This window comes from Staphylococcus auricularis (genome assembly GCF_001500315.1).
GTDB classification, from domain to species: domain Bacteria; phylum Bacillota; class Bacilli; order Staphylococcales; family Staphylococcaceae; genus Staphylococcus; species Staphylococcus auricularis.
Genome location: NZ_LLER01000002.1, coordinates 120,758 through 141,764, shown reverse-complemented (window position 1 = coordinate 141,764; position 21,007 = coordinate 120,758). Strand labels below are relative to the sequence as shown.

19 protein-coding genes and 1 pseudogene are annotated in these 21,007 nt (G+C 36.9%); 5 read left to right on the top strand and 15 right to left on the bottom strand.

Features of this window, described 5'->3' with window-relative positions; genetic code table 11:
- Window positions 1–64 precede the first annotated feature (64 nt).
- Window positions 65–1,648, bottom strand: a complete 1,584-nt coding sequence (locus tag APS80_RS01340; protein WP_059106484.1) for an alanine/glycine:cation symporter family protein — start codon at window positions 1,646–1,648, stop codon at window positions 65–67.
- 324 nt (window positions 1,649–1,972) lie between these two features.
- Between APS80_RS01340 and cozEa the strand changes: the two genes are divergently transcribed.
- A complete protein-coding gene (gene cozEa, locus APS80_RS01335; protein ID WP_059106483.1) occupies window positions 1,973–3,058 on the top strand; it encodes a lipoteichoic acid biosynthesis protein CozEa in 1,086 nt (361 codons plus the stop codon).
- A gap of 111 nt (window positions 3,059–3,169) precedes the next feature.
- On the opposite strand, the gene APS80_RS01330 is transcribed toward cozEa, so the two are convergent.
- The 8 genes from APS80_RS01330 to APS80_RS01295 form a co-directional block, all read right to left on the bottom strand.
- The gene (locus APS80_RS01330; protein ID WP_169791244.1) at window positions 3,170–3,790 is read right to left on the bottom strand and encodes an HD domain-containing protein; all 621 of its coding nucleotides are present in this window, start codon (window positions 3,788–3,790) and stop codon (window positions 3,170–3,172) included.
- Between the two features lie 165 nt (window positions 3,791–3,955).
- Window positions 3,956–4,726 carry an enoyl-ACP reductase FabI gene (gene fabI / locus APS80_RS01325; protein ID WP_059106481.1) on the bottom strand — a complete coding sequence of 257 codons (771 nt, stop codon included), beginning with the start codon at window positions 4,724–4,726 and terminating at the stop codon, window positions 3,956–3,958.
- A gap of 114 nt (window positions 4,727–4,840) precedes the next feature.
- A complete protein-coding gene (locus tag APS80_RS01320) occupies window positions 4,841–6,682 on the bottom strand; it encodes a monovalent cation:proton antiporter family protein (RefSeq protein ID WP_059106480.1) in 1,842 nt (613 codons plus the stop codon).
- A gap of 11 nt (window positions 6,683–6,693) precedes the next feature.
- Window positions 6,694–8,079, bottom strand: coding sequence for a magnesium transporter (gene mgtE / locus APS80_RS01315; protein WP_059106479.1), 1,386 nt, complete (start codon window positions 8,077–8,079; stop codon window positions 6,694–6,696).
- Window positions 8,080–8,210: 131 nt separating this feature from the next.
- Complete coding sequence (locus tag APS80_RS01310; protein WP_059106478.1) at window positions 8,211–9,065, bottom strand: RluA family pseudouridine synthase; 855 nt, start codon at window positions 9,063–9,065, stop codon at window positions 8,211–8,213.
- The gene (locus APS80_RS01305; RefSeq protein ID WP_059106477.1) at window positions 9,065–9,874 is read right to left on the bottom strand and encodes an NAD kinase; all 810 of its coding nucleotides are present in this window, start codon (window positions 9,872–9,874) and stop codon (window positions 9,065–9,067) included. Before APS80_RS01305 ends, APS80_RS01310 begins: the two co-directional genes overlap by 1 nt.
- 24 nt (window positions 9,875–9,898) lie before the next feature.
- Window positions 9,899–10,522 (bottom strand): GTP diphosphokinase, encoded by a 624-nt coding sequence (yjbM, locus tag APS80_RS01300; protein ID WP_059106476.1) that lies wholly within the window; start codon window positions 10,520–10,522, stop codon window positions 9,899–9,901.
- 39 nt (window positions 10,523–10,561) lie between these two features.
- Window positions 10,562–10,909 (bottom strand): UPF0738 family protein, encoded by a 348-nt coding sequence (locus tag APS80_RS01295; RefSeq protein WP_059106475.1) that lies wholly within the window; start codon window positions 10,907–10,909, stop codon window positions 10,562–10,564.
- A 211-nt stretch (window positions 10,910–11,120) separates the two neighbouring features.
- Here APS80_RS01295 and APS80_RS01290 point away from each other — a divergent pair, with 211 nt between their 5' ends.
- The 3 genes from APS80_RS01290 (at window position 11,121) to yjbH (ending at window position 12,971) form a co-directional block, all read left to right on the top strand.
- Complete coding sequence (locus APS80_RS01290; protein ID WP_059106474.1) at window positions 11,121–11,708, top strand: CYTH domain-containing protein; 588 nt, start codon at window positions 11,121–11,123, stop codon at window positions 11,706–11,708.
- Between the two features lie 85 nt (window positions 11,709–11,793).
- Window positions 11,794–12,165, top strand: a complete 372-nt coding sequence (locus APS80_RS01285) for a truncated hemoglobin YjbI (protein WP_059106473.1) — start codon at window positions 11,794–11,796, stop codon at window positions 12,163–12,165.
- A gap of 17 nt (window positions 12,166–12,182) precedes the next feature.
- A complete protein-coding gene (yjbH, locus tag APS80_RS01280; protein WP_059106472.1) occupies window positions 12,183–12,971 on the top strand; it encodes a protease adaptor protein YjbH in 789 nt (262 codons plus the stop codon).
- 379 nt (window positions 12,972–13,350) lie between these two features.
- On the opposite strand, the gene pepF is transcribed toward yjbH, so the two are convergent.
- The 5 genes and pseudogenes from pepF to spxA all read right to left on the bottom strand — a co-directional run bounded on the left by pepF (window position 13,351) and on the right by spxA (window position 17,809).
- Window positions 13,351–15,165 carry an oligoendopeptidase F gene (pepF, locus tag APS80_RS01275; RefSeq protein WP_059106471.1) on the bottom strand — a complete coding sequence of 605 codons (1,815 nt, stop codon included), beginning with the start codon at window positions 15,163–15,165 and terminating at the stop codon, window positions 13,351–13,353.
- A 46-nt stretch (window positions 15,166–15,211) separates the two neighbouring features.
- Window positions 15,212–16,021, bottom strand: a complete 810-nt coding sequence (locus APS80_RS01270) for a competence protein CoiA family protein (RefSeq protein ID WP_442247106.1) — start codon at window positions 16,019–16,021, stop codon at window positions 15,212–15,214.
- A 36-nt stretch (window positions 16,022–16,057) separates the two neighbouring features.
- Window positions 16,058–16,147: pseudogene (locus APS80_RS11215) on the bottom strand (competence protein CoiA family protein); the annotation flags it as partial.
- A gap of 278 nt (window positions 16,148–16,425) precedes the next feature.
- Window positions 16,426–17,139 (bottom strand): adaptor protein MecA, encoded by a 714-nt coding sequence (mecA, locus tag APS80_RS01265; RefSeq protein ID WP_059106469.1) that lies wholly within the window; start codon window positions 17,137–17,139, stop codon window positions 16,426–16,428.
- A 274-nt stretch (window positions 17,140–17,413) separates the two neighbouring features.
- The gene (gene spxA / locus APS80_RS01260; RefSeq protein ID WP_059106468.1) at window positions 17,414–17,809 is read right to left on the bottom strand and encodes a transcriptional regulator SpxA; all 396 of its coding nucleotides are present in this window, start codon (window positions 17,807–17,809) and stop codon (window positions 17,414–17,416) included.
- A 295-nt stretch (window positions 17,810–18,104) separates the two neighbouring features.
- Between spxA and trpS the strand changes: the two genes are divergently transcribed.
- On the top strand, window positions 18,105–19,097 hold the full coding sequence (gene trpS / locus APS80_RS01255) for a tryptophan--tRNA ligase (RefSeq protein ID WP_059106467.1): 993 nt from the start codon (window positions 18,105–18,107) through the stop codon (window positions 19,095–19,097).
- A 241-nt stretch (window positions 19,098–19,338) separates the two neighbouring features.
- Here the strand turns inward: trpS and APS80_RS01250 are convergent, their stop codons facing one another.
- Complete coding sequence (locus APS80_RS01250) at window positions 19,339–20,958, bottom strand: peptide ABC transporter substrate-binding protein (protein WP_232234369.1); 1,620 nt, start codon at window positions 20,956–20,958, stop codon at window positions 19,339–19,341.
- Window positions 20,959–21,007: the final 49 nt, after the last annotated feature.

Genomic DNA, 21,007 nt, shown 5'->3' with positions numbered 1-21,007 from the left:
TCGTACTTTTTCTTTATTGTACCAAGAGACGCATTGATTTTAAACGTATGTCATTGTGTTTCGTTTAGTGTTTCTCTTCTGAATTAAATTTTTCAGCTTTTAAGCGTGCAGGATAATCTTTTAACCAAAATACCGCATTGGGTAATTCAGCCGGATTCGGTTTATAAATCGCATATCGACCTGAACCCAATGATTTTTTCTGCTTTTCATAATCACGTAACGCACTTAAAGCTGGTTTGCATAGTATCCAAATTGCGATAATGTTTAACCAAGCCATCATACCTACACCTAGGTCACCCATGCTCCAAGCTAAGTCAGCTGTTTTTACTGCCCCATATACCGCCGCAAAGATGAGAAGTAAACGCGTGATATTGATCCATAGTTTTGTTGTTCCTTTAGACGCGCTACGTGTTAAATATGCAATGTTCGTTTCTGTAATGTAATAGTACGCAAGGATTGTTGTAAATGCGAAGAAGAACAACGCAATCGCAATGAAATAAGAACCGAGGCCAGAGAATGTCGGATCAAAGTGATAGTGGCTACCTTGGAATGCTTTATCGATACCTGCTTGTGCATACATCGCAGTACCTGAATAATCTCTACCGCCTTCAGACATTTGTACGAATATTCCGTTATCTTTCAGTAAAGTTGGATTACCTTTCGCATCTGTACCACCATCTGTCACATTGTAAGTACCAGAAATTAAAATAATTAACGCAGTGGCTGTACAAACAAATAATGTATCTACATAAACCGAAAAGGCTTGTACCAGACCTTGTTTAGCTGGGTGAGAGACTTCAGCAGCTGCAGCAGCATGTGGACCCGTTCCTTGTCCTGCTTCATTAGAATATAATCCACGTTTCACACCGATTTCAATCATTGCACCGAAGATACCACCGAATGCGGCTTCCATACCAAACGCAGATTTAAAAATCAGTGCAAATAACGCCGGAACTTGGTCGATATGTAAAACAATGATAACGAGTGCCATAATGATGTAAATAATCGCCATAAAAGGTACAACTGCAGTGGCAACGTTCGCTATCGATTTAACCCCACCAAAAATGATTAACGCAAGTAAGATTGCTAAGATAACCGCGACAATCCAAGGTTCAATTTGGAATGCATTTTTCATAGAACTTGCAATCGCATTAGACTGTACCCCAGGTAATAATAATCCTACTGAAATAACCGTCACAATCGCAAAGATAATACCATAAATACGGCCTAAGCGACCTTTGATCCCATATTCGATGTAAAATGCAGGTCCACCACGGTACTCTCCACGCTCTTCACGCTTGAAGATCTGACCCAACGTCGATTCGATGAAGGCACTACTCGCCCCAAGAAACGCAACGACCCACATCCAGAAAATCGCCCCAGGTCCTCCTATGAAGATTGCTGTAGAAACACCGACGATATTACCTGTTCCGACACGACCAGCTAAAGACAGTGCAATCGCTTGCAAACTCGAGATCCCTGTAGGTGATTTTTCCCCTTGAAACATGAGACGGATCATTTCTTTAAAATGCCTCACCTGGAAGAATCGCATCATCCATGTGAACAAAGTACCGGTAATTAATAGGCCGAATACGAGTGGTTTACTCCACACAATTTCATTCAGCCATGCTACGACATTCTCTAACATAAAACTTCCCCCTTTAATATACCAAATAAAGATTAAGAATTTTCTATCATTATACACAAACTTCAAGTTCCGTACAATGCATTTTTTTATTTTATCCTTTGTTTCTTTTATTTAATAATAATATATAGTTATGTAGTATGATTTGATTCAGTAATACAACCCACAATCTATTTACATAGCTAAAAACAGATAAGTTTTTATAAATCAAAGAGTCGCGCATATCTAAATAAAATTATTCCTTATTTTAAACTTTTGTTCACAGCGTATTTAAGATATACTTGACTATGTTGTAATATATAAAATTACAATAGGAGGAGCGCTTCTATGCTGAAAAAGGTTTGGTTCCGCGCGGGGATCGCATTATTAATTTTATTCCTACTGATTAAATTAATAATGGAAGTACATGAAGTCTTTATCCCGTTTGTAATTATTTTACAATCCGTGTTACTACCATTATTATTAAGCGGATTCTTATTCTATATCTGCTTACCATTCCAAAAGATACTTGAAAAACACAAAGTGCCGAGATGGGGCAGTATCTCGCTAATCTTTGTTGGTTTAATCATCCTCGGTGGCATCGTTATCGGTATCATCGGACCATTGATTTACGAACAAATTGAGAACTTGATCAGACACATCCCAGCACTTCAAAGTGAAATTCAACATCTCGTTCAACTCGTGTTAAATCAAATGGATCGTTTACCAAATGAAGTAACTGAACGTATCCATAGCGTGATCAAATCATTGAGTAACAACGTGATGGACATTCTATCTAATTCAGTAGGATATGTGACTTCGTTCATTTCAACATTATTCTTACTGATTATGGTGCCTTTCTTCTTAATTTATATGCTTAAAGACCATGAACGTTTCATCCCGTTCATCGCTCGTCTATTTAAAGGAGAAAGAAAAGTCTTTGTTACACGTTTATTAAAAGACTTAGACCACACATTAAAATCTTACATCCAAGGCCAAGTTACAGTAAGTATTATCCTAGGTATCATTCTCTACATAGGATATACAATTGTTGGCTTGAACTACACATTACTCCTCGTCATGTTCGCATGTGTCGCTAACATGATTCCGTTCTTAGGACCATGGATGGCATTCGCACCAGCTGCGATTATCGCAATCATCCAAAGTCCTGCAACGTTTATATGGGTATGTATCATTACATTAATTGCACAACAACTTGAAGGTAACGTCATCACACCAAATGTTATGGGTAAATCATTAAGCATTCACCCACTTACAATTATTGTAGTGATACTTGCTGCTGGTAACTTAGGTGGCTTCGTACTCATCTTAGTCGCTGTACCATTATATGCAGTCATTAAAACAGTGGTTGTTAATATCTTTAACTATCGACAACAGATTGTTGAAAAAGCAAACAGTGATGTGAAGGATTAGCAACACTCTCATACAAAAAGGCTATGATACTGATATCATTCAGTGTCATAGCCTTTTCTTTGTTATCGTCTCTATACCCGGCGCTTTTGAATCCCCTAGTACCGTATTATCTTACCGTTCTCCATTCATTTCTTCATTTAAGGTTTTTAAAAAGGTCCTCATCGTTTCCGTTCTTTCTGCAGCGATACGTTTCCCCATATCTGTATTCATCGAATCTTCAAGATGTAATAACTTCTCGTGAAAATGATTCACTACACTCACGCGATCTCGATAATTATTTTCATTAAGCTCATCTAATGACCGTGGTGTTGTTTCATCATACAATGTATGCCCTTTCGTCCCTCCATAGTAAAAAGCGCGTGCAATGCCAATTGCCCCTAATGCATCGATTCTATCCGCATCTTGCACGATTTGTCCTAAATGACTGAGCGCTTTTGGATGATCTAAATTTTTGGCATAGGACATGTTTAAAATGATATCCATAATTTGTTGTTGATGTTCATTAGATGCGCCCGCTTTTTGTAATAATACTTTTACTTCCTCTAAGGCACTTTCAACATCTGTCACTACTTTGTCATCTACTGTATCATGCAAGTATACTGCAGCTAAGATAATTTCTAGTCCTTCATCATCAACCTGTTCAGCTTCAGCAAGCTTCACTGCGATTTTTTCAACTCTTTGAATATGGGTTAAATCATGCCCTGTTTGATCAGTAGAAAGCGTTTGTATCATATAATCTCGTATGTTTTGTAACTGCATCACATCATTCCTTCTAAACAATTCATTATGTTAAACCATGTCATTGCACGTTTAAAATAGCTCACTCGTATAAACGTAAAAAAGGAAGGAAACTCATCACATCATTCGTTTCCTTCCTTAAGCACTGTATATTATCTATTATTTTGTTGCGTGGAAACCAGCATCAACGTGGATGTTTTCGCCAGTCACACCGCTTGCTAAGTCGCTGAGTAAGAATGCAGCAGTTTTACCTACTTCTGCTTGGTCTACGTTACGTTGTAGTGGTGAGCGTTGTTCAATTTCTTTAAGGATTGAATTGAAGTTACCGACACCTTTGGCACTCAATGTACGGATAGGACCTGCTGAAATCGCATTGACACGGATGTTATCTTGTCCAAGATCTAATGCAAGGTATTTCACACAAGCTTCTAAGCTCGCTTTCGCAATACCCATCACGTTATAACTTGGGATTGCATATTCCCCGCCAATATAAGTTGTAGCAACGATACTGCCGCCATCTTTCATGATTTTACTAGCTTCACGTGCCACGATAGTGAGTGAGAATGAACTAATATCTTGTGCTAATAAGAAACCATCACGTGAAGTCTCGCTGAAGCGTCCACGTAATTCTTCCACATTCGCAAATGCGATTGAGTGATAAACACCATCGATTTGACCTACTTCTTCACCGATTTTCGCAAAGCCATTGATGACATCATCATCTTTTTGAACATCGATTTGATACATTTTCGGTTCATCTTGATTAAGTTGATCTAATAATTTTTCTAATTCTTTACGGCTGCGATCTTTACGATAAGTAAATACCAATTTCGCACCTAATTGATCTAATACTTTGGCAACCCCAAAACCGATACTGCGTTTATTCGCAATACCCATAATGACATAAGTTTTTCCTTCTAAACTAAACATATGAGAACTCCTTTTATTTAACTTTACTTAAAATTCATTCACGGCTATTTTAACATTGTCACAAGCCTTTAAACAATTTATTTATTGTAATCCGTGTGAAACAACAGATGAGTATTAATAATAAAATTCTAATTCGCGTTTCAATTCATCTACATATTCTTTCGAACCTGTCACAATCAAGCGGTCGCGATAACGTAATTGTGTATCTCCGTGTGGAACGATAGATTCATTGTTGCGTATAATTCTGACGAAGATGATATCCCCACCGAATGGGAAATGACGTAACTGCATGTGATCATATTGATGGTTCAACATCGCAATTTCGTAAAGTGATGTCTCAACATTGCTTAATAAGTTCAACATGTTTGGTGTTTCAATTAAGCCTTTGAGTAAGATCTTATTACTCATATAGCTACTGAAGATTTCAACACCCATTTTATGCAGTTCAGGGTCTTCAGTGTCCCCTTCTAGACGACAGATGACGCGTTTCACACCTTGTTGTTTAGCCATTTTAGCTACATTTTTATTGATTTCATCATTATTCGTTGAACAAACGACGATATTTCGATCAAACAGACCTAAGCGTGTCAGCATTTCTGGATCATAATCTGTAATTTCTATCAGATCGATATCTTCCGGTAAATTCCTTGTTTTACTCAAATCATTACGGAAATACAGTGAAACCGCATAAAGTTGTGAAGACAAATTTTGCGCTATGGGAATCGTCAATTGATTTTTCCCGATTAAACTGACTTCAATCCGACGTGTCGCTTCTTCTGGCATTGGGAATAATTTTTTAAATACAACCGGCACGATCACACAAGTAATGACCGCACTCAAGATTAAGATACCAGATGTTTCACTAGAAATCGTTCCTAATTGTTCTGCAATTTTCGCTGATGCAATGACGAGCGATAACGTAGATGTTAAGAGAAAACCAGATGCAATCGTCGTACGGTGATCAAACCAGCGATTAATATAGTAAACAGGAATTAATTTAGAAATTAAAAATGCTACCATTAAAATCGGAATGATCAATAGTAATTTCGGTTCTTTTATCAATGAAGGTATATCTAAATCGACACCGACCATGATGAAGAAGATAGGAATAAAGAACCCATAACCGAATGAGTCTAATTTTTCCACCATATCTTCTGCAGGTCCAAGTAACGAAACGACAACCCCTGCGAGGAACGCACCTAAGATATTTTCAGCACCGACACCTTCTGCCAGTGCCACGAGTAAGATGATCAACGCAAAGACAGCTCGGATGCCGATTTGCGTCGTGCCATCCATCAATTTATGTAAAAACTTCGCCTTTTTGAACAGCCCGCCGATAAAGTAAAAGACGACGGTAAACACGCCAAGGATACCGATTAACCATAGTGACGCTCCGCCTGACGCATTAAGTGCACCATAAAATGTTAATAGGATCATCGTCACCAAGTCAGCCAGTACTGCAACGAGTAAGATAAACTGACCAATCGTCGTGCGCATGATGTTCATTTCTTTTAAGGTAGGTACGACCACCCCTAGAGAGATAGTAGAAATAATGATGACCATTAATAAGACATCATCGATTAAACCAAACCATTTGAAGAGATACGCAAAAAGAACGGAAATAATCATGATGAGCATGAAGACAGTGAGCGCAAGTTGGAAATGACCTGGCATCGATTTTTTCTCTCTCGCTTCTGCTTTACTAGACGTATCTTTTTTAAATGCTTTAAAGTCGATTTCTAACCCGCTCAAGAACATGAGGAAAATAAAACCAAGTGTCGATAAAATATTTAATACGTTGTCTTTCTCAACGAGATCTAAGAAAGAATGACCGATGACAATACCCATTAATATTTCTGCTACGACAACAGGGATGAATGTAATATTAAGTCGATTTACAATGATGGGCGTAAAGAACGCTGCTAATACAACAATGACTAACGATACAAATTCCATAGGTCACCCCTCTATACTAAATAAGACATAAACGTGGTCGCTAAACCAAAATAAATTAACATACTGACGATGTCATTAATCGTCGTGATAAACGGACCACTCGCAACAGCAGGGTCAATATTGAATTTATTCATAATGAGTGGAATGATTGAACCGACTAGCGTACCTACAGTCATTGCGACAGTTAAACTGCCACCGACTATCAGTGCTAAGATAGGTTCACGATATAAAACAATGATAATTAAACATAAAATTACCGCACAAACAAAACCACTCAAAAATCCGCTTCCCGCTTCTCTTAACGCAACTTTAAACTTGCTTCTTTCATCGATTTCACCTGTAGAAATATTACGTACAGAAACCGCTAATGACTGTGTACCAGAGTTCCCGGACATCCCACTGATGATTGGGATAAAGGCGGCAAGTAATGCTACTTGCGATAATGTTTCTTCAAATGAACCTAGAATCGTCGCTGTAATCATTCCTAAGAATGTAAGCACGATTAACCAAGGTAAACGCTGTGCAGATGTTTTAACAATAGATGTATTCGTTGCATCGACGTCTGAGACACCGGCTAAACGAGAGTAGTCCTCGCTGGCCTCTTCATCCATAACGTCTAAGATATCATCGATGGTGATGATCCCGAGTAAGTGATCTTGGTAATCTAGTACAGGAATGGCGATGAAATCATAGTCTCTCATTTTTTGAGCGACGTCTTCTTGGTCATCCGCTACATTCACGCTGATTACACGTTCTTGCATGACATCTTCTATGTATGCGTCGTTTTCTGCAGTGATTAAATCTCTCAGTGAGAGTACCCCGACGAGTTGCTTATCATCATTAATTGCATAAATCATATAGATTGTCTCTGCATCAGGGGCTTGTTCTTTAACTTGTAGTAATGCTTCTCGAACTGGCATTGTTGATTTGAGAGAAATATACTCGGTTGTCATAATACCACCGGCAGTATCCTCTTCATAATGCAGCAATGCTTTGATTTCTTTACTATCCTCTTGGTTCATCAAAGTTAAGAGGCTGACTATTTTCTGCTTGGATAAATGGTTCATAATGTCCACGGCATTATCGTACGACATATCTTCTAAGACTTTACTCGCATAATTAGCGTTGATCGTCTCGAATAATTCCTCGTACGCTTCATCATCCATTTCCAATTGGTCGAAGAACTCTGCCACTTCTTGTGGAGATAGTACTTCGAATATTGCTTGGCGTACTTCATCATCACTATCTTCAAAGTATTCACTTTGTTCATACGTATGCATGGACAAAAATTCTTCTCTGAAGTCGTCGATGTTATTTTCGCTTAAAAGTTGGTCTAATAACGATTTGTTATAAACCTCTTCATCATCCAATAATTTTGTATCATTATTGTTAGTCACCGTAAGCCACCTCCATAATCTAAATGATAAAAATAAATCTGCATACATTGTTAACTATATTATGAATGTTGTTAAATGAAAACCGCATTGCCTAAAATTAAAAAATATTTTACACAGTTGAGATGAAACCGTCATACCATCTCAAAGAGTGTTTCAATAGGTTGATACTGATCTTGAATCTGAATCTCCTCACCTGTGATGGGATGTTGAAATGCGACTGAAGTACAACGCAGTAGCTGATGTGCATACCTATCTGTAGGGCCCCCATATAACCCATCGCCGACCAATGGATGTCCGATATGTTGAAAATGAACACGTATTTGATGTGTACGGCCTGTATAAAGCTGTACCGTACACAAGCTATATTCACCGTTAAACTGTAAACGTTTATAACCTGTCTTCGCGTACTTCCCCTTTTCAAAATCAACCGTTCGCTCAATAATACTTGTTGCTTTACGTGCAATCGGTGCTTCAATGACATCTACTTCGGGAACCTCCCCCTCACAAATACATAAATATCGTTTTTGTATCGGTACGGTCGACATCAAATGATGAATAAAACCGTGCTTTGCGAACATGACAATGCCTGACGTATTGCGATCGAGCCGGGTGATAATATGTGGTACCTCTAAAGCAGATTGCTGTAAATGGGCGAGTGCTTGCTCGACTAAACTGTGATGTGGATGTTCTCGTGAAGGCAACGTATTTTGATCAGCGTTTTTGGACACAATGAGCAAATAATCATCTTCATATAAAATATGTAAATCACTGATCTCCGGCCTGAGACTCTCACTCGGTTGCTCTATGGGGAGTTTAACCGTTAACAGATCACCTACTGTTAATGCCTTTCGCACAGTCACAGGGGTACCATTAACAATTAAAGCGCCATTACGTTTAATGGCGCTCATCACTTTCTTTGAATACTGATGTCGTTGTAAAAAAGATTTGACCGTTTCGTCTTGCGTGATGTGATATTCGAACTGCATCATTCATCATCCTCACTAGAAATGAAGGAATCATGCACACGTTTCCAGAAAGGGAAAGGTCTAAATCGAGCAAAACGAATCTTTTCATTCGCAACACGGTATTGTATCGCATTGACATCTCTATGTTTAATACTGACGTGATCAATCGTTGTTAAAATGGAATCGTGATTGACCGGTTTAATTAAACATGTGTGATGTTTTGGTAAGACAAGCGGGGAGCCTACAGTACGGAAGACTCTGTTATTAATAGATGCAATTTCAGCGATTTGAATGACTTCTAATGAAGGATGAATCAACGCCCCACCAAGTGCTTTGTTGTATGCAGTTGAGCCTGATGGTGTTGAAATACATAACCCATCCCCACGAAAGCGTTCGAAGTGCTTTCCTCTAATATTGACGTCTACCACGAGCGTAGAACCATTTTCTGTTTTCATCGTCGCTTCATTTAAAGCGAGATAACGTGTCTCATATCCATTATTGTTATAACGCACAATAATTTCTAATAGCGGATACTCAATCACTTGGAATTCAGAATTATTGATTTCGATAATTAATTTTTCGATTTCATGAGGTAGCCAGTCAGCATAGAAGCCAAGATGTCCTGTATGTATCCCTACAAACGCACAGTCTGACAACAAATGACTATAGCGATGAAAGGCTTGTAATAGTGTCCCATCGCCACCTACAGAAATGACAATTTCTGGGTTTTCTTCATCTTGAATCATTTGAAAATCTGACATGTGATTAATCATCTTCTGCTTCAATGCATTCGACTTTGAATCACCTTTTGATAAAATTGCATAGCGCATGATTACACCCCATTCGTCAAAATTTTACTTTTTCGACCGCTTTTTCGAATAGTATTTTTGTGCCTCTTGTATTTCATCTTTAATCTCTGACATTTCTTCATCGAGTAAGAAGGCTGCTTCTGCTGCACGTTCTAGTCGATGTTGAATTTCTGGTGGATAGTCTCCATCATATTTATATCTTAATGTGTGCTCAATGGTAGCCCAGAAATTCATCGCCAGTGTACGAATCTGGATTTCCGCTAAAATTTGCTTATTACCACTTAACGTTTCGATGGGATATGCAATGATTACATGATAAGAACGATACCCACTCTGTTTAGTATTACTGATATAGTCACGTTCTTCCACCACTTCGAAGTCTTTCCGCTGTCTTAGCAGATTCACCACGACCGCAATATCGTCGACAAACTGACACATGATACGTAGTCCTGCAATGTCATACATCTCTTCATGTAATCGATCAAAAGAGATGTTACGTTTGTTTGCTTTATCGATAATACTCGTTAACGGTTTGACACGCCCTGTGACAAACTCGATTGGTGATGCATTATCACCCACTTCGTACTGTTTTCTAAGCCCTTTTAATTTAATTTTTAATTCATCTACTGCTTGTTTATATGGAGCTAAAAACTGATCCCATTGATTCATATTGCCTCACTCCGCTTCAGTCAACTCTCACATCATCATTTATCCGAGTTCAAAAATGGTTTCTACTTCTTGAACGAATTCTTTACCATAATTAGAATTTCCTTCAATATTTTCAAGTATGTAATCCAACTCATTATCGAATTGTTCTAACACTAAGTCGTCATTGACTACAATTTGTTTCCCTTTATTTTCATGTAGCATGGACCATGTTTCTCTCACAAAGATTAAATAAGAATACGATTGACCATCGTCTAAAATATAGGCAAGGCCATAGTTATCGCTATCTACTAACATTTGACCTGCTTCAGTAAAGCCTTCAGTCGATTTGTCAGTATAGCACAAAATTTGGTTATCTTTAACTTTCATTTCATTCACATATATACGCATACCGAGTTTAATCCTCCTTGTTCCTATTCATTTTAACATAATTTAAGACGACTTCACACGCGCAACCCCCACCACAACTTTTTGATTGTACTGCCCGTTGAGCTATTTTTGAAAATGCTGTAAAACACGCGCAATATCGCATGTTCCCATAGAGTGAATCATTTTAATTATAATGTGAACTGAGGCATAATAAGGCTTAAGAGGTGATTAGATGTCGACGCATAACGAAATAGAATTCAAACAGCTGTTATCTCAATCTCAATACAACAGCATTTATGACAAATACTTCCAATCACAGACACCCTTTGTTCAAACGAACTATTATATAGAAACCACGGATTTCACTTTACGTGAGCATCATTCTGCTTTACGTATTCGTGAACATGAGGATCAATATGAAATGACATTGAAAGTGCCTGCAGAGGTTGGCTTAACTGAATATAACCATGATATAGATTTAGTGCCACAGATTGACCAAACGATACAATCTGATGATTTACCTGAGGACATTTTAGAGCAACTTAAAGCAATGGATGTTGATCTCTCAGATTTAACAGTATTAGGTTCACTGACGACTGAACGCATGGAACGTAAACTTGGGGACAACTTATTAGTACTAGATAAAAGTAGCTATTTAGATTGTGTAGATTATGAATTAGAATTCGAAGTTGAAGATCATGATCAAGGGAAACAACAATTCGACGAAATACTTAAAGAATTCGGTATGACACATGAAAAACCGAACAATAAAGTCCAACGTTTTTTCACACGTAAATCAGAGCTGAACCATAGACATTGACCTGTTATGGCCAAAAGTCAAATTACTTCCAAATGTAAAAATTCATGTTATATTAGTATTATATTATTTAGATATGGTGAAGAAAATGAACCAAACACCTTATGACATCATTGGACCTGACGCACTTTATGATATGATTGATCACTTTTATCGATTAGTAGAACAAGATGATCGACTCAACCATTTATTTCCAGGAGATTTTCAAGAAACAAGTCGTAAACAAAAGCAATTCTTAACCCAATTTCTTGGAGGGCCCAAGCTATATACTGAAGAACATGGCCACCCGATGTTGAGAAAACGGCATTTAGCGTTCAGAATCACAAACGCCGAGCGTGATGCTTGGTTAGAAAATATGTATATCGCAATTCAAGCAGCTCAATTGCCTGCTGGTGTTGGCGATTACTTATATGAACGATTGTGTTTAGTTGCCAATCATATGGTCAATACCGAAATTTAATTGTAGGTGGAATTAACATGACTGAAGAATTAAAAATGATACAAGAAGATAGTCGTGAAGATATAAATCTTTCACCTGTGAATAAAATTGAAATCTATTCCTTTTTCGACCCGTTCAGTAAAGATTGTTTCAAGTTGTCTGCAATTCTTTCAAAATTACGGCTCGAATATCAAAAATACATTCGTGTTAGGCATATATTGAATCCATCATTACGTATTTTGACGAAATGTCAGGCACAAAGTACGTCTAATGATGATAATATCGCACTTGCTTATAAAGCTGCTGAATTGCAAGGTAGAATACGTGCAGAACGTTTCATCCATTTAGTACAAAATAAAATTATTCCTAACCAAGAAATTATTACGGAAGATGTCGTGTCTGACTGTATCTGCCACGCAGGTTTAGACTATGAAGTGTTTAAAGAAGACCTTCACTGTCAAAAATTACGCGAGAGTCTACAAGTTGATTTACACATCGCGCGTGAGATGGATATTAACGAAGCCCCTTCCCTCGTCTTCTTTAATGAAGATGTTCAAGAAGAAGGGCTCAAGGTTGAAGGACTTTATCCATATCACATTTATACTTACATTATTAATGAATTAATGGGTGTGGCGATTGAGAAAAAATTACCACCACCATTAGAAGAATATATTAAACAACAACAACTTGTGACGAAGCAAGAGTTATTAACGATATATGAATGGCCAGAAAAAGTATTGAATAAAGAACTTAAAAAGTTAATGCTTCAACAAAAAATCGAAAAAGAACCTTCCCCAGAAGAGCACTTCTGGAGATCAAAAATATAATTGAATGGTTAAGATAAATGTTGAACGAAATAGAGAGAAGCACAGAACGTTGATTCTGTGCTTCTCTTTTATTATGTCTTTGATTGTTTAACTCAACTTTGTGCCAACTGATATATATTCAGGGAATCTTATCATTGTTGAATGAGGTTAATGACGTTACGAAGACTATTCATTAAAATAAGGCATAAAAAAACGCCGTGTTTATTAACACGGCGCTAAACAAAGGGGATGGGAGAAATTTTTCACTTCAAACAAAGGGGTATGTTTGTTATGTGATTAATTTCATGTTCATAGTATAACATGCACAAAAGCCCCTATCAATAGAAAAATCTCCACAAATTAAATTTGTCACAAACTCGTCATATTGTAAGCGATTACCTTATTTTTTCGCATTCATAAGTTCTTCAAAGGCATCTAATTTTTGTTCGAAAACTTTACATGCTTGTTCAATAGGTTCTGGTGTTGTCATATCGACACCTGCATTTTTCAAGATTTCAATTGGATAATTAGAGTTACCTTTTTTCAAGAATTCGTTAATGTAACGTTCAACTGCAGGTTCACCTTCAGTTAAGATTTGGTGACTTAAGCTTTGAGCTGCACTGTAACCTGTCGCATATTGATAAACATAGTAGTTCATGTAGAAGTGAGGAATACGTGACCATTCTTTACTGATGTGTTCATCTGTTTCTACAGTATCACCAAAGTATTCACGGTTTAATTTCGCATATTCTTCGTTCATACGATTTGGTGTTAATGGTTCTCCTGCTTCTTCGATTTGGTGAATTTTATGTTCAAACTCTGCGAACATTGTTTGACGGAATAACGTTGCTCTGAAACGTTCTAATTCTTGATTTAATAATAATAAGCGACGATCATCATCTAAATGTTTATCCATGTAATCGCTGAGTAATGCTTCGTTACATGTTGAAGCAACTTCTGCGACAAAGATAGTGTAATCACTCAAGTTAGAAGGTTGATTTTGTCTACTGAAGTAGCTGTGTACAGAGTGACCAAATTCATGCACTAGTGTGAATAAATCTGACACTGTATCTGACCAGTTTAATAAAATGAATGGATTTGTAAGATGGGCACCTGAAGAGTAACCACCTGAACGTTTACCTTTATTTTCGTAAACGTCAACCCAGCCATTATTTAAACCTTCTTTAACGACATTCATGTATGTTTCGCCCATTGGTTTTAGTGCTTCTAACATCCATGATTTAGCTTCTTCGTATGGCATATCGAATTTCACATCTTTAACTAATGGTGTATACATGTCATACATTTTCATGTCATCTATTCCGAGTAGTGATTTACGTAATTTAGTGTAACGGTGTAATAAAGGCAAGTATTCGTGAATTGTTTTAACTAGGTTATCATGTACTTTTTCTGGAATGAAGTTACTGCTTAATGCTGCTTCACGTGCAGATTGATATTGGTGTGAACGTGCGTTAAATACATTTTTCTTCACTTCCCCAGCAAGTGTAGCACCTAGCGTATTGTTGTATGCACCGTATGCTTCGTAGAGGTTATTATAGGCTGAACGACGTAATTCACGGTCATCAGATTCTAATAATTTCACAAATGTACCTTGCGTTAGTGGATGTTTGTTACCTTCACTATCCACGGCATCTTCAAATTCTAAGTCCGCATTACTAAACATGCCATAAACATTGTCTGGTGTTGATAATGCATCTTGTGCTTCTGTTAATAATTTTTCTTTGTCAGCGCTCAATACGTGTGGACGGTTTTCATTGATTAATTTCAAGTCAAATTCGTAGCGTTTTAAGTCATCGTTTTGTTCAACAAATGATTTGATTGTAGCTTCGTCGATTTGTAAAATTTCTGGCACTAAGAAACTCCATGCAGAACTAAATTTGATAATTAATTGGTGTGCACGTGATTCAAAGCCAGTGTATTTATCATTTGATGTATCTTGGTCTTGTTTTAAGTGTGCGTACACATAGACTTTTTCAAGTTTTGTACCGATTTCATCTTCTGTTGAAAGTGCTTGATATAAAGTGTCTGCATCGTCACCAAGGTGGCCTTTAAATTGTTCTTCTACGCCAAGTTGGTCTTCAACTTCTTTAAAAGCCACTTCCCAAGCATCATCGTCTTCAAAGATAGTTGTTAAATCCCACGTATATTCAGGATATTTACGTTCTTGTTCTTCTCTTGATAATTGTTGACTCATAATATGTAAACCTCCTAATGATTATGATTATTCATATTCTCTCATTTTATAGCTTTTTTTGCACGCTATAATATTTCAATTGTTGATAGAGCTGCACGTATTGTTTAATGGTGTGCTTAATTAATTGGTCTTGGTTAAAATTGCATGCGAAAGCTCTTGGTTTCATCAATTGAAGGAGTTGCTGAATATCGAACTGATCTTTTTCTATCATTATAATCAATTGTAATTGCCAATAGATAGGATGTGCTTGAATATAAAGCTGATTAGGCAAAATGAATCCACAGAAGTAACAAACATCTTCATCTGTAAATCGGAGTTGATATTGAGCGCTCAATGTAGGTTGATGGACGCTCTGTTGTCGTTTACAACCATTTAAATAGCGACATATCTTATCACCGCTCATTTTAAGTACCTTACCTTCAAATGGCATAATGTCTTGTTTAAATAAGGTAGAGAGGTTAGCTACACGCCTCCGTGCATAAAATCGATTACCACCTATATGCTGAAGCGCATCATAAATATATAAACGTTGAGACGTACTACACCATGCATACAATTCACGTGTTCGTGTCTCAATACAAGCACTTTCATATTGCGAAAGCTTAATTACATGCTGGTAGTAAACTGGATTTGCGATCACCCATCTCACATCGAATCCTGCGTCCATAAGTCTTTGAGTACGTTGTTGTAACACATTAATAGGTATGTTGGATAACTGGATTTCTAAAACATGTTGTTCATCCACTAGCAAATCTGGATACTGATTAATGCTTGATATATGAGGTTCTATATTGACTTCATAGCCGGCTTCCTTCAACTGTTGTGCCAACATATATTTTGCATCATAATGTGTCATGTTCTCGCCATAAGAACATGTGCCATGATCATGTCTCATGTGTGCAAAGTGGGGCCTGGTTTTCATTCCATGTTTTAAAATGACTGGTCGTTCGCAATGTGGACAGACATAATGTTCCCCTTTCACTGCATTTACAGCCCAAACATATTGTTGATTAGCATCTTTCGCAAATAACAGCTGTTTCTCCTCCCACCTAAAAGTGCTTTTAAGCCCCTTTACATCTATACACGGTTAAGACAGACTTTTTACTTCTCTTTTATGTAAATATTTAATTCAAGCTGTGAGCGTGCCATATGGTGTGAACATCCTCCGAACACAAAAAAAGCCAATTGAATGTGCTTTCAATCGGCTTTTAAAAATAATGATGAAGTTTTTTAACTTTTTGTTATTCGTATTTCAGTCAATTATGCTTCTGTATCAGGGAAGTAGCGACGTACTTGCGCTGTTACATTATGGCTCATTATGATTTTACCGTAATCATTTAAGTAGAGCTCTGAACGGTCAGATGGTGAAGCAAACTCAAGCAACTGACTGTAGTAATCATTGATTTCATCTTGTGTGACGTTACGATCGAAATAAGTCGCATAATAAAATTCGTTATCGAGTGTAAACAATAAATCTTCAAATTCATCTATAGCTTGATTGTTATGGTAAGCATAATCAATCACTTCTTCAAGATCATTGAATTTCACAAGCGTCATGTGCACATCTTCTTGTTCTGTTTCTTTAGATGCTTCTGCCGCTGCTTGTTGTTGTTTACGTTGCTCAAATAAGTCTTCTAAGCTATCATGTTGATCGATTGTATTAGATAATAGGTCACTGATTTGCGTGTCAAATTGACTTTCAGCTTCTTCGTCAGTCATATTGTTAAAGTCGTCATTTTTAGATTTAGAAATAGTAACTTCCACACCTTTTTCAAAAGCGTGTACTTGAATCCATAATGGACCTTCGACACCGAAATCTTCTTCTTCGTTAATTTCTTCCATCATATTCCAAAAGAATTCTTCTCCACGTTTACGGTTTGACCATAAGTCTTCACGTTTAAATCCTCTGGCTTCTATATCATTATACGTTATAAAAAGTTTCACTGTTGTGTCGTCAACTCGTTCTATTCTCATATCATCTCACTCCTTACAGTCGATGAATAGTATCCATATTGTATTAGAACGCAGTAAAAATTACAATCCATATGTTTATATATATTTGATAAGCTTTGTTGAATACCTATAATAACATATACCCTTTATGTGAGCTAGAAAACAGCACTAGCTTAGCCTTTATAAGCCTTGTGTTTTGAAATCATCCTATCTTATAAGATATAGTAAAAACCATAAAGCAATCAATATGTATATCAATTACTTTATGGTTATCAATTAAATGTATGCTTTTTGATTAATCTACCATACGTTGCGCTTCTTGTAATTGGAACGTACGAACTTTTCTTGGTAAGAAACGTCTGATTTCATCTTCGTTATATCCAACTTGTAGACGTTTTTCATCTAAAATGATTGGGCGTCTTAATAAACCAGGGTTATCTTGAATAATTGAATATAAATCTTGAAGTGGTAATGCATCGATATCTACGTTTAATTTTTGATATGTTTTAGAACGTGTTGAAATGATTTCATCCGTTCCATCTTCTGTCATTTTTAAAATTTGTTTGATTTCGTCTACAGTCAAGTGTTCAGAAAAAATGTTTCGCTCCGTATACGGAATGTCATGTTCTTGTAACCATGCTTTCGCTTTACGGCAAGATGTGCAACTTGGTGAAGTAAATAATGTTACCATACATCTCACTCTCCTATTATATGAATAATATTCATTGTTCACATTATTTTTATGATTAAGAAATATTGTGTAATCTATTGAGTTTCTCAACCTTATGTCTACATTATACCCATTTAACATTAAAATTAAATGAGAATTTCTTAATTTTTTAGAATACTTTTTCAATAGCCACGAAGGCCGTATTCATAATGTGAGATAAAGTTACATTTTTTATTATAACACATGTCACAAATGAATGAAATAGTGTTATAATAGTTAAAAATAGAACATCTTATTTAGAAAGTAGGCAACTATTATGGAAACATTATTTTCAGGTATCCAACCCAGCGGTATTCCGACTCTCGGAAATTACATCGGAGCATTAAAACAATTCAGCGAAGTACAAGACGATTACGATTGTTACTTCTGTATTGTTGACCAACATGCGATTACAGCTCCACAAGATCGCGTGAAATTACGTGAACAAATCAGACAATTAGCAGCGATTTATCTCGCTTCAGGGATTGATCCAGAGAAATCTACCCTCTTTATTCAATCCGAAGTTCCCGCACACGTAAAGGCAGGTTGGATGTTGACTACAATTTCTACCATAGGTGAACTAGAACGTATGACTCAGTTCAAAGACAAAGCCCAGAAACAAACAGAAGGTATTCCAGCTGGTTTACTTACGTATCCTCCACTTATGGCTTCAGATATTGTGTTGTACGATACAAACATCGTGCCAGTAGGTGAAGACCAAAAACAACATATCGAGCTTACGCGTAATCTTGTTGAGCGCTTTAATTCACGTTACGATGATATTCTTGTTAAACCAGAAATTCGTATGCCTAAAGTAGGCGGACGTGTAATGAGCCTTCAAGATCCTACAAGTAAGATGAGTAAGAGTGATAACAATCACAAAAACTACATCTCATTACTCGAAGATCCTGCAGCAGCGGCTAAGAAAATTAAAAGTGCTGTCACAGATTCAGATGGTGAAGTGAAATACGACGTCGAAAATAAACCAGGCGTTTCAAACTTACTCTCTATCTACTCTAGCTTAACTGATGAATCAGTGAGCGACTTAGAAGCTAAATACAAAGACTCTAATTATGGTGAGTTTAAAAATGACTTAGCTGAAGTAGTTAAATCATTCTTAACAGACTTCCAAGAACGCTACGAAAACTACTATACCTCAGACAAATTAGATGAAATCTTAGACTTAGGTCGCGATAAAGCACAACAAACATCAGAAAGAACTTTACAAAAAATGGAAGATGCGATGGGATTAGGTCGTAAAAGAAACTAATTTCATTATCACAGATATGTGAGTATCAAACACCCGTATCTCATACTTTTTGTATCACAAATCACCTCCAATTGGCTCATGTCAATTGGAGGTTTTGTTTTATAAACAAAGAAAAGCTGAGACAACTACATGTCTCAGCTTATTTTACGCGAGGAAATCAAAAACTTAATCGTTCTCTATTCTCTCTCGTAAATCGTTTATTCAGTCATTCATAAACGATATAGATACTATCTCACTATACTTATTTCTCGTCTTTTTTCTTACCTGTTTCACGGTCAATAGACTTATCGATATAAGTATGTTTAAACGTTACATCTCCACCAATTTTATGGTACTGAATATTTTTCACTTGTGGATTTATTAATTTCGTACCACCCATTTGGTAAATCGGAGCGATCGCTGCATCGTTTAAGAGAAGCTCTTCAGCGTCTTTCAACGCACGGTCACGTTCTTCAAGTCTTGTTAATAACGTACCATTTGCATCTTTAATTAACTGATCAAATTCTTTATTCTTCCAGTGAGATGTATTTTGTGGGTTCTCACTCGTCATTGTTTCTAAGAATGTAAGTGGGTCAGCATAGTCAGGCGCCCATCCAGCCATAGCCGCTTCATATTTACCTTGTGCCATGGCACTGATTCTTTGTTTACCAGGCATCGTTTTAATCTTCATATGGACTCCTGGTAAGTTTCCTTCAATTTGACTCTTCAGATATTCGGCATCGATTTTAGAGTCTGGCGTATCATTAGTAATAAATGTGAAAGATATTTCATCCTGACCGAGTTCTTTTTTCGCTTTTTCTAGGTGTTTTTTCGCCTCTTCAGGATTATATTGTAATGGTGAATTTACACCCTTAGCAAAGTCTTCCCCATTTGGTGATTTAAAGGTTTCTTTTGGAACAAAATGATCTATAGGTTTTGACCCATTGTTTAAAACTTCTCTTACATATTCTTGTTTATTGATTGATTTCGCAATCGCTAATCTCAGATCTTTATTCTTGAATACCGGCACGTCCTCATTCATGCTAATATACCACGTTGTGGCTACCAATGTTTTATAAACTGATGGATCTCCTTCGTACTTATCTACTTGTTCTGAAGAAATACCTGTATCATCGACTGAGTTCGTTTCATATAACGAAGCTCCGGCTTGTTGGTCTTTGATGACTTTGTAACTGATCTTATCCAATTTGACAGCATCTTTATCCCAGTACTTATCATTTTTAACCATCTCTACTTTATCGTCCGGTGCCCAATTTTTAACTTTAAATGGTCCGTTGTAAACTGTTTTTTCTTCAGTCGTACCATATTGTTCACCATATTTTTTAACCGCATTTTGGTTGACTGGTAAAAATGTACCAAAGGCAAGTAATTCATTAATATAAGGTAATGGTTTCGTTAATTCAATTTGTAACTTATATTTATCTAACGCCTTAACACCTAATTCTTCAGGTTTCTTCTGTCCTTGGTTGATTTCAGCTGCATTTTTCAAATCAAACATGATAAATGCATATTCTGAAGCTGTTTCTGGTGCAACAACACGACGCCAAGAGTATACGAAGTCGTCAGCTGTAATCGGATCTCCGTTAGACCATATCGCATCTTCACGGAGGTCAATTGTTAACGTCTTACCTCCGTTTGATTTCTTCGGCATCGATTTCGCTATACCTGGAATAGCCTGGTCTTCTTCATCTAATACATATAAGCCTTCATATACTTGAGCCATAATTTGAGACGTTAAGGTGTCTGTTGCTTGCGAAGCATCCAATGTAGTCATATCACCAGATAACGCTTTACGATAGACCTGTCCTTCGTCATCATAGATACTACCTGCATTCGCGCCACAAGCGGTTGTCACCAACACAGATTAGAGTATGACACCGGCTAATTTTAAACGCTTTAATTTCATAATA